This window comes from Rugamonas fusca, from assembly GCF_014042365.1.
Taxonomy (GTDB): Bacteria; Pseudomonadota; Gammaproteobacteria; order Burkholderiales; family Burkholderiaceae_D; genus Rugamonas; species Rugamonas fusca.
In genome coordinates, this window is record NZ_JACEZS010000019.1 from 58,739 (window position 1) to 75,689 (window position 16,951).

Genomic DNA, 16,951 nt, shown 5'->3' on the forward strand with positions numbered 1-16,951 from the left:
GCAAACGGGCTCCTCAGTTCGCGTTATTTGTTGTAGTATATGCATGTTTAGGGCCACCTGCGGGTGGCCTGCTCCTTTGTTCAATCAGGATCAGCATGCTGGACTGCTCCGTTACACCGTCCGCGGCCGGCGCCGCGCCCGTCCACCGCCGGGGGCGTCATGTTTGAGCGTGCCGCCTGGCCCCGCGTGCTGCCCTTCGCCGCCTACCTCACCTTTATCGCCATCGCTGACCTGCTGGACTGGCTCGGGGTCAGTGCGGGCCAGCTGCGCTGGCTGTATCCGTTCAAGATCGCGGTGGTGCTGGCGCTGTTGCTGGCCTTTCGGCGCCACTATGATGAACTGGGGCCGCCATTCCTGAATCGGGGCGCCGCCGCCAAGGCCGTGGCGGCCGGGATCGTCGTGCTGTTGTTGTGGATAAACCTCAATGCGGATTGGATGAAGGTCGGCACCAGCGCCGGATTTGATCCGGCCCGCGATGGCAAGATAGACTGGCTGCTGGTGACGGTGCGCCTGGCCGGCGCGGCGCTGGTGGTGCCCGTCATGGAGGAGTTGTTCTGGCGTTCCTACCTGATGCGCTGGCTGGAGTCGGCCCACTTCCAGCAAGTGGCGCCCGCACGGTTGGGATGGAAGCCATTTGTTGTCACAGTGGTATTATTCGGGTTTGAGCACAATCTGTGGCTGGCCGGTATCGTTGCCGGCGCCGTGTACAGCCTGCTGTACATGCGCAGCGGCTCATTGTGGCCGCCCGTGCTTGCGCACGGGGTCACCAACGGCTTGTTGGGGGTCTGGATAATTTCCACTGGCAATTGGACTTACTGGTAATATTTACAAATAATAGTTTCTTATTTTACAAAGAAGACGCCCATGCCTAGTTCCATGCCAAAAAACGCACGTCATCTCCGCAGCCCCATGCTGCCCCTGGCCGCCCTGATCGGCGCGGCGTTGGCCAGTCCGGCCCAGGCCGCGCTCAGCGATACCATTCATCCGTTCGTGTCCGCCACCTACAGCTACGAGGACAATTTGTTGCGCCTGCCCGACGGCGTGCCGGGGCCGCAAGGGAGCCGGTCCGACTCGCTGACCCAGTTGCAGGCCGGCTTGCTGTTCGAGCGTCCGATCGGGCGCCAGATCCTGACCGGCCAGGCAAAGGTGTCGCGCGTCAGTTTTAACCATTACGACCAGCTCAATTACAACGGCAAGGATGTCTCGGCCGACTGGCAGTGGTTTGTGTTGCGCAATTTTTCCGGCCACGTGGGCGCGTCCTATGCCCAGGTGCTGACCCCGTTTACGGATTACCACAGCAGCGAGCGCAACCTGCGCACCACGCGCCGCGAATATGCCGATGGGAACTGGCGCTTCCACCCCAGCTGGCAGGTGCATGGCGGCGTGTCGAGCACCAAGTACGAATACGATCTGGCCAGCCAGCGCTACATCAACCGTACCGAGGACAGCAGCGACGTGGGGCTCGATTACCTGGCCGCCAGCGGCAGCCGTTTCGGCGTGCTGGCCCGCCATATCAAGGGCAGTTATCCGAACCAGCCCATTGTTGCCGGCACCGTCATCGACAATGGCTACAAGCAGGATGACCTCAAGGCCAACGTGTACTGGCTGATTAATGGCGTGACCCAGCTGCAGGTGCTGGCCGGCCGCTCCCGCCGTGACTATAATTTCTTTACCGGTTATAACGGCAGCGGCGCCAATGGTCGCGTGACGGTGTTCTGGCAGCCACTGGGCAAGGTGAAATTCACGGCCAGCACCTGGCGCGAATACCAGGCCATTGAAAGCACGCTGGTCAACAGCGGCCTGGTCAGGGGCGCCAGCCTGGGGGCCAACTGGGCCATTTCGGCCAAGCTCATGGCCGACGCGTCGATGCGGCACGACCGGCGCAATTTCAATGTGATCAATCCGGTGACGCTGGCCGGCGCTCCCAGCGATTCGGGCAACCTGGTTCAGGCCGGACTGACCTACACCCCGATCCAGTCCGTGCAGCTGAACGTCAGCGCCTTCCGCGACACCCGCACGGGCAGTGTCTATCTGGGCACGGGCGGCTACACGGCCAAAGGTATGTCGCTGACGGCGACGGGGCAGTTCTAGAGCAAGCCATGACCGTCAACGATATACCCCTGATTTCCTTTTTTCAGCGCATCCTCGATCCACTCATCATCATGGGTACCCTGTACCTGTTTTCGATGATTTATGCCGAGCCTTTCACGGGTTATTCGCTGGTGCTGATGGTGCTGGCGTTCTTCGTCTCGTCGTCCGTGTACCAGCACGTGGACCCGTACCGGACCTGGCGCAGTGGCCGCATGCTGGCCTATTCGCGCGATATCGTCGTGGGCTGGGTGGTCACGGCCCTGATCCTGGTGTTCCTTGGCTCCATCAGTGGCCTCGCCTATCACTACGACGAGACGGTCGTGCTGTCCTGGTTCGTGGCCACCCCGTTCGTGCTGCTGACCAGTCACCTGGCCGCCCGCGTGATCGGGTCCGACCCGGCCAAGGCCAGCGAGGTGCGCTCGGTGATCATCGTCGGCGCCAATGACGTGGGCCTGAAGTTCGCCCGCACCATCGAGCGCCACCCCAACCTGTTCATGAGCGTGCACGGCTTTTTCGATGACCGTACCGAAGACCGCTGGCCACCCGACATGCGGCAGCCGATGCTGGGCCGCATGGCCGACATCGCCGCCTATGTGCGCGCCAACCACGTGAAGATGATCTTCATCAGCCAGCCCATCTCAGCTCAGCCAAGGATCCGTAAGCTGCTCGACGAACTGCAAGACACCACGGCCTCGGTCTATTTCCTGCCCGATATCTATGTGTTCGACCTGATGCAGGCCCGTTTTGACAATGTGGGCGGCATGCCGGTGATCGCCATCTGCGAAACGCCATTCACCGGCTTTAACAGCATGATCAAGCGCACCAGCGACATCGTGCTGGCGGCCCTGATCCAGCTCGCGCTGCTGCCGCTCATGCTGGTGATCGCGCTGGCCGTCAAGTGTACGTCGCCCGGTCCCGTGATTTTCCGCCAGCGCCGCTATGGCCTGTATGGCGAGGAAATCATCGTCTACAAGTTCCGCTCGATGACGGTGGCCGAGGATGGCGCGCATGTGGTGCAGGCCACCAAGAACGACCAGCGGGTGACGCGGGTCGGGGCGTTCCTGCGCAAGAGTTCGCTCGACGAGTTGCCGCAGTTCATAAACGTGTTGCAGGGGCGCATGAGTATCGTTGGCCCGCGGCCGCACGCGGTGGCCCACAACGAGCAGTACCGCAAGCTGATCAAGGGCTACATGCTGCGCCACAAGGCCAAGCCTGGCATCACGGGCTGGGCCCAGGTGAACGGCTTGCGCGGCGAGACCGACACGCTGGACAAGATGGAGGCGCGGATCCGCTACGACCTCGATTATCTGCGCAACTGGTCGCTGTGGCTCGATATCTGGATCATCCTGCGCACAGTGAAAGTGGTACTCAAGCGCGACAACGCCCATTAGGCACGCGACGAAAAATCGCGTGCGGGCCTTCCGGAACGGCGATAAGATGGGCGGCAAGCGGTGGCTGAGGTGACGGGGCGGGTTGTTGAACACTGTACGCCTTTTATAATATTGACAATTCATGGTCGAGGTCGCATACTTTGCACGCGATTTTGGCCGCCACCTCGCGCGCCGGCGTGCGCACGGTTTTCGGCATTGAATTGTTTCCAAAATCAAGTTAAAGGAACTATTTTGAACTTCGAGATTGTCAGCTTCGTGCAGAAGAACAAGTTCGTGCCCTCCCGGCACCTGTTGTGCGCCGGCTTGGTGCTGGCGGCCGCCGTCGGGCTGAGCGCTTGCGGCGGTAAGGAGAAGAAGTCCGGCCAGGCGCTAGCGAGCGTCAACGGCGAGGAAATCACGGTGCTGCAATTGAATGAGGAAATGCAGCGCGCGGGGGTGCAGAGCAGCCAGCAGGCGGCGGCCAGCAAGCAATTGCTGGAGGCGCTGATCGACCGTCAACTGCTGCAGAACGCGGCGGCCGCGGACAAGACGGACCGCGATCCCAAGGTGGTGCAGGCGATCGAACGTGCCAAGGCGCTGATCGTCGCCCAATCCTACCTGCAGAAGCGGATCGGCACCGTGGCCCGGCCGACCAAGGAGGAGGTGGCCGATTATTACGCCAAGCACCCGGAATTTTTCTCCAACCGCAAGCTGTTCGACATGCGCGAGCTGGTGATCGCCACGGCCGACCTGGGCGACGACTTGAAGGCGGTCATGGATAGCGCCAAGTCGCTCGACGACGTGGCGAACTGGCTTGATGGGCACAAGGTCAAGTTCGCGCGCACCCAGCTGGCGCGCGCCAGTTCGGACTTGCCGTCCGAGTTGAGCGCCAAGCTGCTGGCCATGCCCAAAGGGCAGCTGTTCGTGATCAAGGAAGGCGAGCGTACCATGCTCATTTCCATCACCGAGGTGCGCGACAGTCCCGTCACGCTGGAAGTGGCGGCGCCGCAGATCGAACAGTTCCTGTTCAATAAGAGGAACAAGGACGCGGCCGACGCGGAACTGGCGCGGCTGCGTGCGGCGGCCAAGATCGAATACCTGGGCAAGCAGGCCGCGGCGCCGGCGTCTGCGCCGCCTGCCGCGGCGCCGGCGGCGGCCAGTGCGACCGGCAGCGCCGCCGGCGTCAACGAGCGCGGCGTCGCTGGCCTGAAGTAAATCGTCCACCGGCCGGCGCGCCGGGCTTTGCAACTTTTGGAATGGTACACATGATGAAAAAAATCGCGCAATGGCTGCTGGCGTGCATGCTCGCCCTCAGCGTCTTTACCGCGCACGCCCAGGATCTGTTGCTGGGTGCCGGCGACTTGCTCAAGATTTCCGTCTACGGCAGTCCCGATCTGGCGCTGGAAACGCGCATCAGTGAAGCGGGCGCCATCACGTTCCCGCTGATCGGCCAGGTCGATATCGGCGGGCTGTCGGTGGCGGCGGCCGAGAAGAAGATCGGCGGCCTGCTGGAAAGCGGCGGCTTCCTGCGCAAGGCACAGGTCAACATCATCGTCACGGCCGTGATCAGCCAGCAGGTATCCGTGATGGGGCAGGTGAACCGGCCCGGCCGCTACCCGATCGAAGGCAAGCGCAGCGTGATCGACATGCTGGCCGTGGCCGGCGGTATCGCCCAGGATGGCGGCGACACGGTCAGCCTGATCCGCAAGCGCAATGGTGTCGTCACCAAGGACGTGATCGACATCATCGACATGGTGCGCTCGGCCAAGTTCAACCAGGACTTCGATCTGGCCGGCAACGACCTGATCTACGTGGAGCGGGCGCCGCGCTTCTACATCTATGGCGAGGTGCAACGCCCCGGCCCATTCCGTCTGGAACGCTCGATGACGGTGGTGCAAGCCTTGTCCACCGGCGGCGGCCTGACTGCGCGCGGCAGCGAACGTGGCATCGTGATCAAGCGCCGCGACGCCAAGGGGGTGGTGCAAAGCATCGCCGCCAAACAGGACGACCTGCTGCAGCCCGATGATGTACTCTACGTGCGGGAAAGCTGGTTCTGAGGTGCGCCTCCGGACCGCTCCTGTGATGCTGCCGATATGAAAGTCTAAAATGAATGTGCACCAGTTTTTCCTGATTCTGCTGGCCCGCAAGCGTATCTTGCTTGCCACCTTGCTGCTCACGGTCGGCACCACGCTGGTAGTGAGCCTGCTGCTGCCCAAGACCTACAAGGGTAGCGCCTCCGTGCTGATGAACTACAAGGGGATTGATCCCGTGACCGGCATGGCCATGCCCAGCGCGCTGCTGCCTGGCTATATGGCGACCCAGATCGATATTATCAGCAGCAAGAACGTGGCGCTGCGGGTGGTGGATCACTTGAAGCTGGCCGACAGTCCGGCCGTCCAGGCCCAGTTCCAGGAAGCCACCGACGGCGCCGGCAACGTGCGTGACTGGCTGGCTGACCTGCTGCTGCTCAAGCTGGAGGTGGTGCCGGCGCGCGAGAGCAGTGTGGTCGATATCACTTTCAAGGGTGCCGATCCGCAGTTCGTGGCAGCGGTGGCCAATGCCTTCGCCGAGGAATACCAGCGCGCCAGCGTGCAGCTCAAGGTCGATCCGATGAAGAAGGCCTCGACCTACTTCCAGGAGCAGACCAAGTCCTTGCGCGACGCGGTGGAGGTGGCACAAAGCCGTCTCTCCAAGTACCAGCAGGAACATGGCATCGTCAGCGTCGATAACCGGCTCGACGTGGAGTCGCAGCGCCTGAACGACCTGTCGGCCCAGCTGGTGGCAGCCCAGGGCCAGTTGATGGAAGCGAACTCGCGCCAGCGCATGGCCGGTGGCGCAGCGGGCGCGGAATCGCCGGACGTGGCGTCCAACCCGCTGGTGCAAAACCTCAAGCTGAGCCTGGCGCAAGCGGAATCGAAGATGGCCGAGGTGGCCCAGCGCCTGGGCAAGAACCACCCGCAATACGTGAGCGCCAAGGCCGAGGTGGAACGGATGCGCGCCGAGCTGCAGGACAGCCTGCATGTGACCTCGCGTTCGGTGGGCAACAATGCCGGCATCCTGCAGCAGCGTGAGGCGGCGATCCGCAATGCCCTGGCCGAGCAGAAGGCCAAGGTACTGGAACTGAACCGCACGCGTGACGAAATGAATGTGCTGCAAAAGGATGTCGAGAGCGCCCAGCACGCCTTCGACGCCACGTCGCAGCGCCTGTCGCAGACCAACATCGAGGGACAGTCGGAACAGTCGGAGATTTCCCTGCTCAACCCCGCGGTGCCGCCGATCAAGCCGGCCGGTCCCAAGGTGGTGCTCAACACGGTGGTGGCGCTGTTCCTGGGCACCTTGCTCGGTGGCGGGCTGGCCTTGCTGGCCGAGATGCTCGATCGCCGCGTGCGCTCCGAAAGCGATCTGGCCGACGTGCTGGGCGTGCCCGTGCTGGCGAACATCGCCTGGACAGAAGCGGTGCCGGCCTCGGGTCACCGCCTGAAGAAACTGTTCCCGCGTACTTTGCGCCTCAATTAAGCATGGAAGACTCTATGAATCCCGCACTGCATCCGGTGGCCTCCGCGCCCCGTTCCACCGATTCCAGCATCGGTGGCCTGTTGCTCGAATCGGGCAAGATCACGCCGGAAAGCGCCGAACGCGTGTTGCGCATGCAGAAGGAGCTCGGCATTCGCTTCGGTGAAGCGGCCCAGCGCCTCGGCCTGGTGACCGAGCAGGACATCCAGCAAGCGCTGGCGCGCCAGTTCGACTACCCCTACCTGCAGCAAGGGCAGGGCAAGTACACGGAATTGCTGGTGGCCGCCTACCAGCCGTTTTCGGCCCAGGTGGAGGCGTTGCGCGCCGTGCGCAGCCAGCTGATGCTGCGCTGGTTCGCGCGCGAGCGCAAATCGCTGGTGATCGCTGGCGTCAGTTCCGGCGACGGCGCCAGCATGTTCGCGGCCAACCTGGCGGTGGTGTTCTCGCAGCTCGGTGAACGCACCTTGCTGGTCGACGCCAACTTGCGCCGCCCGCGCCAGCACCAGGTGTTCGACCTGCAGGGGCGCCAGGGCCTGTCCGACGCGCTGGCCGGCCGTGCCGACCAGGGCGTGATCGAGAAAATTGAACCGTTCATGTCCTTGTCCGTGCTGGGGGCGGGCACCCTGCCGCCCAATCCGCAGGAGCTGCTGAGCCGTCCCGTGTTCGCCGATCTGAACCGTGAGCTCGAGGCCCAGTACGACATCGTGCTGTACGATGGTGCCGCGTTCGGCGACGGCTCCGATTCGATGGCGCTGGCGGCCCGTATCGGCGGCGTGCTGCTGGTGCTGCACCGCCACCACACCCGTATCCGCGATGTCAACGCCACGGTCGCCATGTTGCGCCGTAACGGCACGGAGGTGGTCGGCACCATCATGGTCGATTTCCCATGAATAGCGTGGCCCCGAGTGCCCTGTTGAAGCAGCCCCTGCCACCCAAAGCGGTGCTGCAGGAATGGCTCCCTATCGTGCTGGGCTTTCTCGCGCTGTTCATTCCTTCGTTCTATACCTTCATCAACGAAGTGTGGACTTATGAGGACTCGGCCCACGGTCCCATCATCCTGTCGCTGTCGCTGTGGCTGATGGTCAAGCGGCGCTCGGACATGCTGGCCGTGGCGCGTGACAACGTGGGTGCCGTATCGGCCTGGCTGTTTCTCGCCATCGGCCTGTTCTTCTATGTGGCGGGCCGCTCGCAACAGATCCTGGCGCTGGAATTCACCTCGTTCGTGTGGGTGCTGGCCGCCGTCATCCTGCTCAAGTTCGGCCCGCGCGCGCTGCGCGTGCAGTGGTTCCCGTTGTTTTTCATGTGCTTCATGATCCCGCTGCCGGGAGCGCTGGTGGCCACGCTGACGCTGCCCATGAAGATGGCGGTATCGTTCGCCACCGAACACCTGTTGTACTGGGCTGGCTATCCGATCGCCCGCTCCGGCGTGATCCTGCAGATCGGCCAGTACCAGCTGTTGGTGGCCGACGCCTGCGCCGGCCTGCAGACGCTGCTCGCGCTTGAATCGCTGGGCCTGTTCTACCTGAACGTGGTGCACCACCCGTCGAAGTTCCGCAACGTGGCGCTGGCCTTGCTGATCGTGCCGATCTCGTTCGCCGCCAACGTGCTGCGCGTGATCACGCTGACGCTGGTCACCTATTACCTGGGCGACGCGGCCGGCCAGGGCTTCCTGCATGGCTTCGCCGGCATGGTGTTGTTCGTCAGCGCCTTGTGCCTGATCCTGAGCCTGGACACCTTCCTGCAATGGCTGGTGCGCCGGCGCGCCGCGCGGCGCGCGGCCGTGAAAGGCGCGCCATGAGCCGCATGTTGCGTTCGAGCGTGGCCATCGGCGGCGCCATGCTGCTGACGGTGGCGTTGGCCAAGGTGGCCACCCCCGTCCACAAGCTGGCCGACAGCCGCCCCATGATCGACCTGCAGAGCGCCATCCCGAGCCAGTTCGGCGACTGGCGGGAAGACCGCAATCTGCTGGCCGAAGTGGTCAACCCGACGGCCGCGGCGGAGCTGCAGCGTATCTACGCGCAGACGCTGATGCGCACCTATGTCAACCGCGACGGCGAACGGGTGATGCTGTCCGTTGCCTATGGCCGGGACCAGACGGACAGCTTGTCCGTGCACTTTCCGGAAGGCTGTTATGGCGGCCAGGGTTTCGCTGTCGGCCCCACCACGCGCCAGCCGGTCGCCATCGACGGCATGACGATCCCGATGGCGCGCCTGGTGGCCAGCAGCTACAACCGCAACGAGCCGGTCAGCTACTGGATCGTCGTCGGCGACCGGGCCGTCAACAACTCCTGGGACATGAAGCTGGCCAAGCTGTCGTACGCGATGCACGGCTTCATCGCTGACGCCACGCTGATGCGGGTGTCGAACATCACGCTCGACAACGAGCGCGGCTATCAGGTCCAGCAGCAATTCGTGGGACAGATGCTGGCCGCCATGCCGCCCGCGCTCAGGTATCATTTCGCCGGAGCGGCGCGCTAGGCCGGCCCGGCCGGCTCACCGCCTTCGCGCGTACGTTTCGAAAAGACCAGATATGAATATTTTCCGCAGGTGCTATGCGGCCGTCCAACGGGTCGACGTCCCCGCCGCCGTGCGGCGGCTGCGCGCCAGGCTCCCCTCGCGCGGCGCCGTGCTGGCGTCGATCGGCGTGGTGCTGCTGTCGCTGTTCGTCGGCATGGTGGTGGCGCTCGGCGTGCCGCAGGTGACGCTGGTGCTGGTGGGGGTGATCGTGCTGGTGCCGTTCGTGATCTTTGTCGGCACCCGCGAGCTGCTGCCGCTGATGTTCATCTACGTGTTCCTGGTGCAGGGGGCGGCCAATTCCTTCGCCCACTTCCACGCCGCCATCTGGCTGGGCAGCGGTTTCGCCTTCCTGTTCCTGTGCCGCACGGCGCTCGAGTTGGTGGACTTGCGCGCCATGCGCGCCCTGGCCGCGCATGTTCCGCGCTTCGGCTCACGCTCCGTCATCTGGTGCGCCGTATTGTTCCTGGTCTGTTTCAGCTTCTCGCTGTCGCTCGGCCACGCCTCGATGATACAGATCATCTCGGCCGTGCGCTTCGCCTTGCCCATGTTCGGCGTCCTGTTCGCCTTGTATTTCATCGAGTTCAGCGAGCGGCGCATCGCGCTGTTGTGGAATCTGCTGCTGCTGATCGTCGTGCTGCAAATCCCGCTGGTGATCTACCAGCATTTCTTTAGCATGACTATCGATGGCTGGGATAGTGTGGTTGGCTCGTTCGGCTATGGCATGAGCCCGGTGCTGGTGCTGTTCTCGATCGCCGGGATCAGCTACGCGCTGGCGCGCTGGATGCGGGGGCTGATGTCGACGCCGGTGCTGGTGCTGATCATCCTGGCCGGTTGCGCCAACATGCTGCTCGGTGAAGTCAAGGCGGTGTTGTTCTGGATGCCGATGGCCATCGTGCTGATCCTGCGCAAGCGTATTTTGCGCAACGTGTTCGCCTTCGCCGGCTATGGCTTGCTGATCGCTGGCCTGCTGGTGGGGACAGCGTTGGCTTACAAGGCCATGTACTGGGGCGAGAAGGGCACGGGCGGCGGCTCCCTGGAAGACAAGATCGCGCGCCGCGGCGGCTATTTCTTCAATCCGTACGAGATCAACCAGAAGACGGGCGAAGTCAGCCGTATCGCCTCGCTGTATATCTGGTATCGCGATCCCATCCCGACTGTACGCGAGCGCCTGATCGGTTACGGTCCGGGCGCCAGTGCGGCCGCCGAAGGCACGGGCTACGGGGTCGTGGCCAAGCGTTTTCGTCCGCTGCGCGTCAATTCCACGGCGCTGTCGGCGCTGTTGTGGGATGTGGGCATCCTGGGCACGCTGGTGTTCATTGCCATCCCCGTGGCGGGCATCGCGACGGCGCTGCGCTTTGTCCGGCGGGCCCAGGCGCCACCGTCGCAGCTGGCCATCGTCGACACCAGCCTCACCATCCTGTGTCTGTTGTTGACCACCATGATCTATAACCGCAACCTGGTCGATGAAACCACCGTGCAGCTGCTGGCGTATTTTTGTCTGGGTAATATTGTGCAGTTCTGCCGTTACCACCGGCACGCTGGGGCCGAGGTCGCCACAGCGCAGCCACAGCCAGCGCGCGCGCCCACGGCGCTGGCGATGCGGGCCTGATGCCGCGCGATGGGCATCGCCCTGAGATGGAAAACATGATACCGAAGATCATACATTTGTGCTGGTTCGGCGGCGGCCCCATGAGCCCTTTGCACCGCAAGTGCGTCGATTCGTGGCGCAAGTACTGCCCCGATTATGAAATCCGCACGTGGAACGAGCGTAACACCGACCTGGACAATGAGTATTGTCGCGCCGCCATCCAGCGCCGCAAATGGGCCTTCGTGTCCGACTGGGCCCGTTTCGACATCCTGTATCGCCATGGCGGCGTGTACCTGGACACGGACATCGAGCTGATCCGTCCTATCGACGATCTGCTGGGCCTGGGCGGCTGCGTGAACGTGCAGGAGACGGCGCGCGCCGTCAGCAGTGGCGTGATCGCGTGCGAGGCGGGCGATCCGGTCATAGGCCGGGCGCGCCAACTGATATTGGACGAGCTCATTCCCAAGCACCTGTTCGTCGCCTCGCCCCTGATCTTGCAGCGCGCGCTGGACCTCGATGGCGGCGCCACCAACCATACGTTGCCCTCGAAAACCTTCTTTCCGTTCAATCCGTACGACCACGATATTGACCCCAACCCGCGCCAGTTGATGTACGGCGACATCACGCCGGCCACCTATGGCATCCACCACTACCGGTTGGGCGCCGAATGGGCCGACAGCCGGCCGAAACGGGCGCTGGCGCGCGCGCTCGGGCTGCTGGGATTACGGCTGCGCTGGCGGATTGCCTACGACGCGTTCGGCGCCGCGGCAGCCTGAAAGGCGCGGGCGGCGCGCGGCGTCAGGCGAAGCGGCCGCGGCGGCGCAGCAATTGCCACATCAGGCCCAGCGCGCGGTTCTGCAGCGTCGCCAGGTCGCGGAACGATGGCGCCAGCCGGTAAAACAGCAACAGCGTGCCGATATACGACAGCAGGGTGGCGATGGCCGCGCCCAAGGCGCCCAGCCTGGGCACCAGCAGGTAGTTGAGCAACAGGTTGAGCGTGAGCAGGAACGCGGAACGCCACACCAGCTGGCTTTGGCGATCGCGGGCCAGCAGGTACTGGGCCGTCGGCGCGTCGAAGAACACCAGCACGGCCATGAAGATATGCACATGCAGCACGGGCAGGGCCGCCACATATTGTTTGCCCAGCAGCAGCGGTATCGCGTACTGGCCCAATGCCAGGATGGCCAGCACCGGCAGCAGGCTGGTCAAGGCCAGGATGGCCATGATCTTGGCGATATTCTCGCGCAGCTCGCCATCGCCATGGATATTGAAGATGTATTTGGGCGACAGTGAGTTCATCAGGATGGGCGCGAAGGTCCACCAGATTTCCGACAGGCGCAGGGCGGCCCCGTAGATGCCGACCTGGGTATAGCCCGTATACCAGCCCAACATCAATTGATCGGTGCGCGCGCTCAGCGAGGCCACCAGCGCCGCCAGCGCGATGGGCGCACCCTGCCACACCATGTTGCGGATGGCGGACCAGTCATAGACCCAATCGCGACAGCGGCCACCGATGGCCAGGTAATAGCCGAACAGGACCAGGAAGATCCCCACTGACTCCAGCAGCACGGCCACGCCGAACCACGGCAGCGACAACTTCCCGGTGATGAAGGCGATCCGCACGGCCGCGGCCGCGATCCTCACGATGTTTTGCAGCAATACGGGCTTGGCGATTTGCAGCCGGCTCTGAAAGTAGAGGAAGATGCCGGCCGGTGTTTCCGCGAAAGGAATCGCCAGCGCGCAGAACAGCACCAGCAAGGTCAGGGTGGGATCGGGCGCGCGCAACAACAGCAGCGACAGCAGGGCCAGCACGCCGGCTGCCAGCGAGCCTATCAGTCGGATCATGAACGCCGAGCCCAGCAGCTCATGCTCGCTGTCCGGATGCTTGACCAGGTTGCGGATCACGTTTTCGCCCACACCGAACCAGGCCAGCGCGTTGAACAGGCCGACCCAGGCCAGCGCGTACATGTAGACACCGTATTGTTCCGGCCCCAGGTAGCGCGCCAGCCACAGGCCGACAAACACGCCGGTGAAGATGCGGACCAGCTTCTCACTGGCAAGCCAAAGGAAACTGAATATGCTCGATCTCAATGTTATTCCTTGCGGGGATCAGGTGAGGCGAAGTGCGCACAGCAGCGACTTGCCGAAGAACTTCAGATATTGCAAAGGGGGGACCGCGCGCCCGATGGCCATGGGGCCCTGGAAGAAGGCCACCATGGCCCGGAAACCGAAGCGGGCGTTGGCGTGGCACAGCGCCAGCCAGCGCTCGGCCGCCGCCTGGTGCAGCGCCGCGCGCTCATATAGTCCGGTCCGCTCGTTGGCGGCCATGATCTTCCGCAGCCAGGCGTTGGCGGCATCGAACACGGTCGGGTCGCTATTGCTTCCCAACCATTCCAGATAGCGGTGCAAGGTCAGTTCGTCGGGCGACGGGGTAAGGCCGATCTGGCCCAGCGCGCGGGCGCTGATCGCGTTCAACTGCGTGGTCAGCTGCGCGGCCTTGGTGCGGGTGATATTGGTGGCGTGCAGGCGGTAGGCGGTCAGCACTTCCGGCACGTTTTCCACCCGATACGAGCGCACGCAGCGCAGATACATATCGTAGTCCTCGCCGAGGGCGTGGTCGGGTGAGAACGGCAACTGCCGCATCACGGCGGTACGCACGAAGAAGGAGGAGGTGTTGATGTAGGCCCGGAACAGCAAGGTCGATTTGACGAACGCGCTGTCGCCGGGATAACGCCACACGAAGTCGCGATAACTGCCGTCGGCGTTCATCGGCTGCACCCAGGCGCCGACGGCGGCCAGGTCCGGACGCCGCAGCAGATAGGCGTGCTGCCGCTCGAGTCGGCGCGGAAAGGCGATATCGTCGCTGTCGAGGAAGGCGATGAATTCGCCACGCGCCAGTTGCACGCCCAGGTTGCGGGTATAGATCAGGCCCTGGTTGCCATCGTTATGGACCAGCCGGATGCGCGGATCCGAGATGGCCGCCACCAGCGTGCCGGTGTCGTCCGTCGAGCCGTCGTCGATCACGATCAGTTCGAAATCCCGGAGAGTCTGCCCCAGGATGCTGTCGATCGCCGCCCGGATATAGGGGCTGGCGTTGTAGGCTGGCATGATGACGGAGATGGTCGGCATTTCGTGTGGCGCTAGCGTTGGATGGGGCGGATCAGTGCGCGCCGGCGGCGTGGTCGGCCATTGTCGCGGGGGGGCGGTGTCGGAAAGCCGACAGTATGCTTGGCAATGGTGATGATGTCAATATTGCCACAAGGGGGAGCGAGGCCGCGCCGGCGCAGGGCCGGCGCGGTGGGCCTGCCCCGGGCGGGGCAGGCGGAGGGCTTAGTTGCCGATCAGGATGCTGCGGGTCAGCACGGCGCCCGTCGGGCTGGTCGACACCAGCGTCACGGTGCGGCCGGAACTGGTGGTGCTGATGGTGGCGCTGGTGTTGCGGCAACCGACGGAGGCGACCACGATGAATTCACCGGCCGTGGCGGGGGCGAGCTTGGTGTAGGCCATGTGGTTTTCCGTGATGCCGGTCTTGGACGGGGCGCCCGTGCGCGGTTGCAGCGCCACGTCGGTCGACAGCGAGTTCAGGCACAGGGTGCGGCCCTCATTGTTGATCCTGACCTTGAGTCCGGAGGTGGTAAACGAGCTGGTGCCGGCCGTGGCCGATGCCGTGCTGTACATGCTGTGCAGGTTCCACTCATAGGTGTGCGGCAGCGGCGCGTTGAGCTTGTCGACCACCAGCACCACGTCCTGGTCGCGCAGGTACCAGACTTTGCGCACGGCCTGCGTCAGTGTGGGCGTGGACACCAGCGAGGAGTTATAGGCGGCCGTCGCGTCACCCTCGACGTAGTCGAGCGTGGACGAGGTGCTGAAAGCCGTGATCTTGCCGTTGTTGAGCAGATTGCGCCAGCCATCCGAATTGGCCACCTGGCCCACGCCACCGTCGAAGGTGATGGCGTTCTTCGCCTTGGTGGTGCGGAACCAGCTGACCGCCAGCGGCGAGTAATAGTAGTCGGAATAGCCCGCTTCCGTCAGCAGCCGCTTGCCGCCCGAATCGATCACCAGGCTGTTCTGGTCCAGGTGGCTGTGGTTATAGGAACCGTAGGGGCTGGACTTGAAGTAGACGGCCGTGCGGTTGGTGTTGTTGATGTCGCTGAGCATGGCGGCCCAGCCAATGCTGGGGTACAGCGCGCCATTGGGCGGCGCCGCCATGCTGGTCGCCTTGGTCACCGGCAGTGGATACTCGGCCTCCAGCAAGGTCACCGCGTTCTCGGTGCTGCCGTTCAGGCGGCTCACATACCATGCCGCGTACGGGGTGCTGAAGCGCGACGCGAACGCCTTCATCAGTGTCGGCTGGGTCAGCACGTCGTGCTCGTCGCCGAACACATGGCCAGGCGCACCGGGCGGCTGGAAGTGCATGAAGAACTTCGACAGGCCCAGCGACCACGGTTTGCTGAACAGGTCGATGCCGGTGGCCTGCTTCAATGGTTGCCACAGTTGCAGCGAATAATCGAGCGAGTACTGGCCATAGGCGGTGCCGTCGGCGAAGCCGCCCTCGGGGCCGGCCCAGATCGACACCCAGTTGACATAGGCGCGGAACGAGCCGGTAAACCAGGTCATCGCGTTGGGCATGTTCGGTTCGCCCAGCGCCAGCGTCGAGATCGCGGCCGCATAGCCGAGCAGGGTCGAGCCGTGCGAGTCATAGGGGGCCTGGTCGAGACGGAAACTGTTGCGCGCCAGGTCGCCATAAATGTCGACCATGCGGGCATTGACGGCGTTCATCCAGGTGAGCTTGCGCTGCAGGGTCGGGGTCGCCGCGTCGGCCGCCTCGATCTCGGGCTTGAGGAAATCGTAAGCCTTCAGCAGCGCCAGCGTGATTTGTCGCGTGGCTTGATCCTGGTTGGTGTAGCTGGTGGGGCCCAACGGACTCAGTTTGGTCAGTTCATCGCCGCGCCGGAATGCTTCGTTCAGGTAGGTGGTGTTGCCGGTCAGCCGGTACAGCAGGGCCGACGCTTCCAGCTGGCGGCTCGCCAGGCCGATCCGGGTGCGCACGTCGTTCTGCTGGGCCACCATGGCCGACGTCAGCGGCGACGAGATCGCCAGCGGCCACAGCGAATCGGACAGCGTTGCCAAGCTGGTGATGCGCCCCGTCACCTCGGTTTGCAGGCTGGACAGGGCCGCGTCGCGGGCCGTGTGCATGGCCGTGCTCCAGCCTGATACGGGCGTGAAATTGCTGGGCAACTGGCGTGGGCGCGCGCGCGCCTGGATGGTGCTCGCCAGGCTGGCGTCGCTCGGCACGACGAACATGGTCGCGGTGGCGTCGACGGTGAAGGTGCGCGGGTCGGACCAGACCGTCGGCGCCGGCGCGCCCGTGCTCAAGGTGCCGGCCGGCGTCACCTGCCAGGTGTAAGTGCCGGCCGGCAACGGCGCCGCGGGCAGATAGAAGCTGCGCGACACCGTGTAGGTGCCCACCACGGTCGTGCCGGACATGATCTTGACGATGTACAGCGACGGATCATAGGGATATTTCGACCACGTGAAGGCGGGCGGATTTTGCGCCTGGACCTGGCCGCTGGCGGGGCGCGGCGGGGTGTAATTGGGGTAAATCGACTGTGCCCAGTCCGCATACGACGGTGCGGAGACGGCAGCCAGCATCAGCGCGAACGCGCTGAGAAATTGGGATTTGAACGGTTTCATACCACCTCCGGGGGGTGTACGCGCGGGAACACGGCAATTATTCGGGAACGTACGGTCGACAAGTAATCCGAGTTGAATCAGCGGCGCCTCCCGCTGTCGGGCGGCGTGGAAAGTAGCTACCACGTAGCTTCTGTTCACTATGCCATATTTGTTGTTTGCTGTATAGATTCGGCGCGTC

Annotated in this window: 14 protein-coding genes; 11 read left to right on the forward strand and 3 right to left on the reverse strand. The window is 63.9% G+C overall.

What is annotated here, in order from left to right; all coding sequences use genetic code 11:
• Window positions 1-159: 159 nt before the first annotated feature.
• From H3H36_RS19645 to H3H36_RS26730, 11 genes are all read left to right on the forward strand, one after another.
• A complete protein-coding gene (locus H3H36_RS19645) occupies window positions 160-822 on the forward strand; it encodes a CAAX prenyl protease-related protein (protein ID WP_182219784.1) in 663 nt (220 codons plus the stop codon).
• 87 nt (window positions 823-909) lie between these two features.
• The gene (gene epsL, locus H3H36_RS19650) at window positions 910-2,091 is read left to right on the forward strand and encodes an XrtB/PEP-CTERM-associated polysaccharide biosynthesis outer membrane protein EpsL (RefSeq protein WP_182219785.1); all 1,182 of its coding nucleotides are present in this window, start codon (window positions 910-912) and stop codon (window positions 2,089-2,091) included.
• Between the two features lie 8 nt (window positions 2,092-2,099).
• Complete coding sequence (locus H3H36_RS19655) at window positions 2,100-3,482, forward strand: undecaprenyl-phosphate glucose phosphotransferase (protein WP_182219786.1); 1,383 nt, start codon at window positions 2,100-2,102, stop codon at window positions 3,480-3,482.
• A gap of 231 nt (window positions 3,483-3,713) precedes the next feature.
• Window positions 3,714-4,676, forward strand: a complete 963-nt coding sequence (locus H3H36_RS19660; protein ID WP_220459801.1) for an EpsD family peptidyl-prolyl cis-trans isomerase — start codon at window positions 3,714-3,716, stop codon at window positions 4,674-4,676.
• Window positions 4,677-4,729: 53 nt separating this feature from the next.
• Window positions 4,730-5,518: a polysaccharide export protein EpsE gene (gene epsE, locus H3H36_RS19665; protein ID WP_182219831.1), complete on the forward strand. Its 789-nt coding sequence runs from the start codon at window positions 4,730-4,732 to the stop codon at window positions 5,516-5,518.
• A 49-nt stretch (window positions 5,519-5,567) separates the two neighbouring features.
• Window positions 5,568-6,977, forward strand: a complete 1,410-nt coding sequence (gene epsF / locus H3H36_RS19670; RefSeq protein ID WP_182219787.1) for a chain length determinant protein EpsF — start codon at window positions 5,568-5,570, stop codon at window positions 6,975-6,977.
• A gap of 14 nt (window positions 6,978-6,991) precedes the next feature.
• Window positions 6,992-7,864, forward strand: coding sequence for a chain length determinant protein tyrosine kinase EpsG (gene epsG, locus H3H36_RS19675; RefSeq protein ID WP_229220000.1), 873 nt, complete (start codon window positions 6,992-6,994; stop codon window positions 7,862-7,864).
• Complete coding sequence (gene xrtB, locus H3H36_RS19680; RefSeq protein WP_182219789.1) at window positions 7,861-8,772, forward strand: exosortase B; 912 nt, start codon at window positions 7,861-7,863, stop codon at window positions 8,770-8,772. The genes epsG and xrtB overlap by 4 nt, the downstream gene beginning before the upstream one ends.
• The gene (epsI, locus tag H3H36_RS19685; RefSeq protein WP_182219790.1) at window positions 8,769-9,452 is read left to right on the forward strand and encodes an exosortase-associated protein EpsI, B-type; all 684 of its coding nucleotides are present in this window, start codon (window positions 8,769-8,771) and stop codon (window positions 9,450-9,452) included. Before xrtB ends, epsI begins: the two co-directional genes overlap by 4 nt.
• A 52-nt stretch (window positions 9,453-9,504) precedes the next feature.
• Complete coding sequence (locus tag H3H36_RS19690; protein ID WP_182219791.1) at window positions 9,505-11,100, forward strand: hypothetical protein; 1,596 nt, start codon at window positions 9,505-9,507, stop codon at window positions 11,098-11,100.
• A 35-nt stretch (window positions 11,101-11,135) separates the two neighbouring features.
• Window positions 11,136-11,855, forward strand: a complete 720-nt coding sequence (locus H3H36_RS26730; protein ID WP_220459802.1) for a glycosyltransferase family 32 protein — start codon at window positions 11,136-11,138, stop codon at window positions 11,853-11,855.
• 22 nt (window positions 11,856-11,877) lie between these two features.
• Here the strand turns inward: H3H36_RS26730 and H3H36_RS19700 are convergent, their stop codons facing one another.
• The 3 genes from H3H36_RS19700 to H3H36_RS19710 form a co-directional block, all read right to left on the reverse strand.
• Complete coding sequence (locus H3H36_RS19700; RefSeq protein WP_182219792.1) at window positions 11,878-13,170, reverse strand: flippase; 1,293 nt, start codon at window positions 13,168-13,170, stop codon at window positions 11,878-11,880.
• An 18-nt stretch (window positions 13,171-13,188) separates the two neighbouring features.
• Window positions 13,189-14,208 carry a glycosyltransferase family 2 protein gene (locus H3H36_RS19705; RefSeq protein WP_182219793.1) on the reverse strand — a complete coding sequence of 340 codons (1,020 nt, stop codon included), beginning with the start codon at window positions 14,206-14,208 and terminating at the stop codon, window positions 13,189-13,191.
• Window positions 14,209-14,409: 201 nt separating this feature from the next.
• The gene (locus H3H36_RS19710; RefSeq protein ID WP_229220002.1) at window positions 14,410-16,773 is read right to left on the reverse strand and encodes a heparinase II/III domain-containing protein; all 2,364 of its coding nucleotides are present in this window, start codon (window positions 16,771-16,773) and stop codon (window positions 14,410-14,412) included.
• Window positions 16,774-16,951 lie beyond the last annotated feature (178 nt).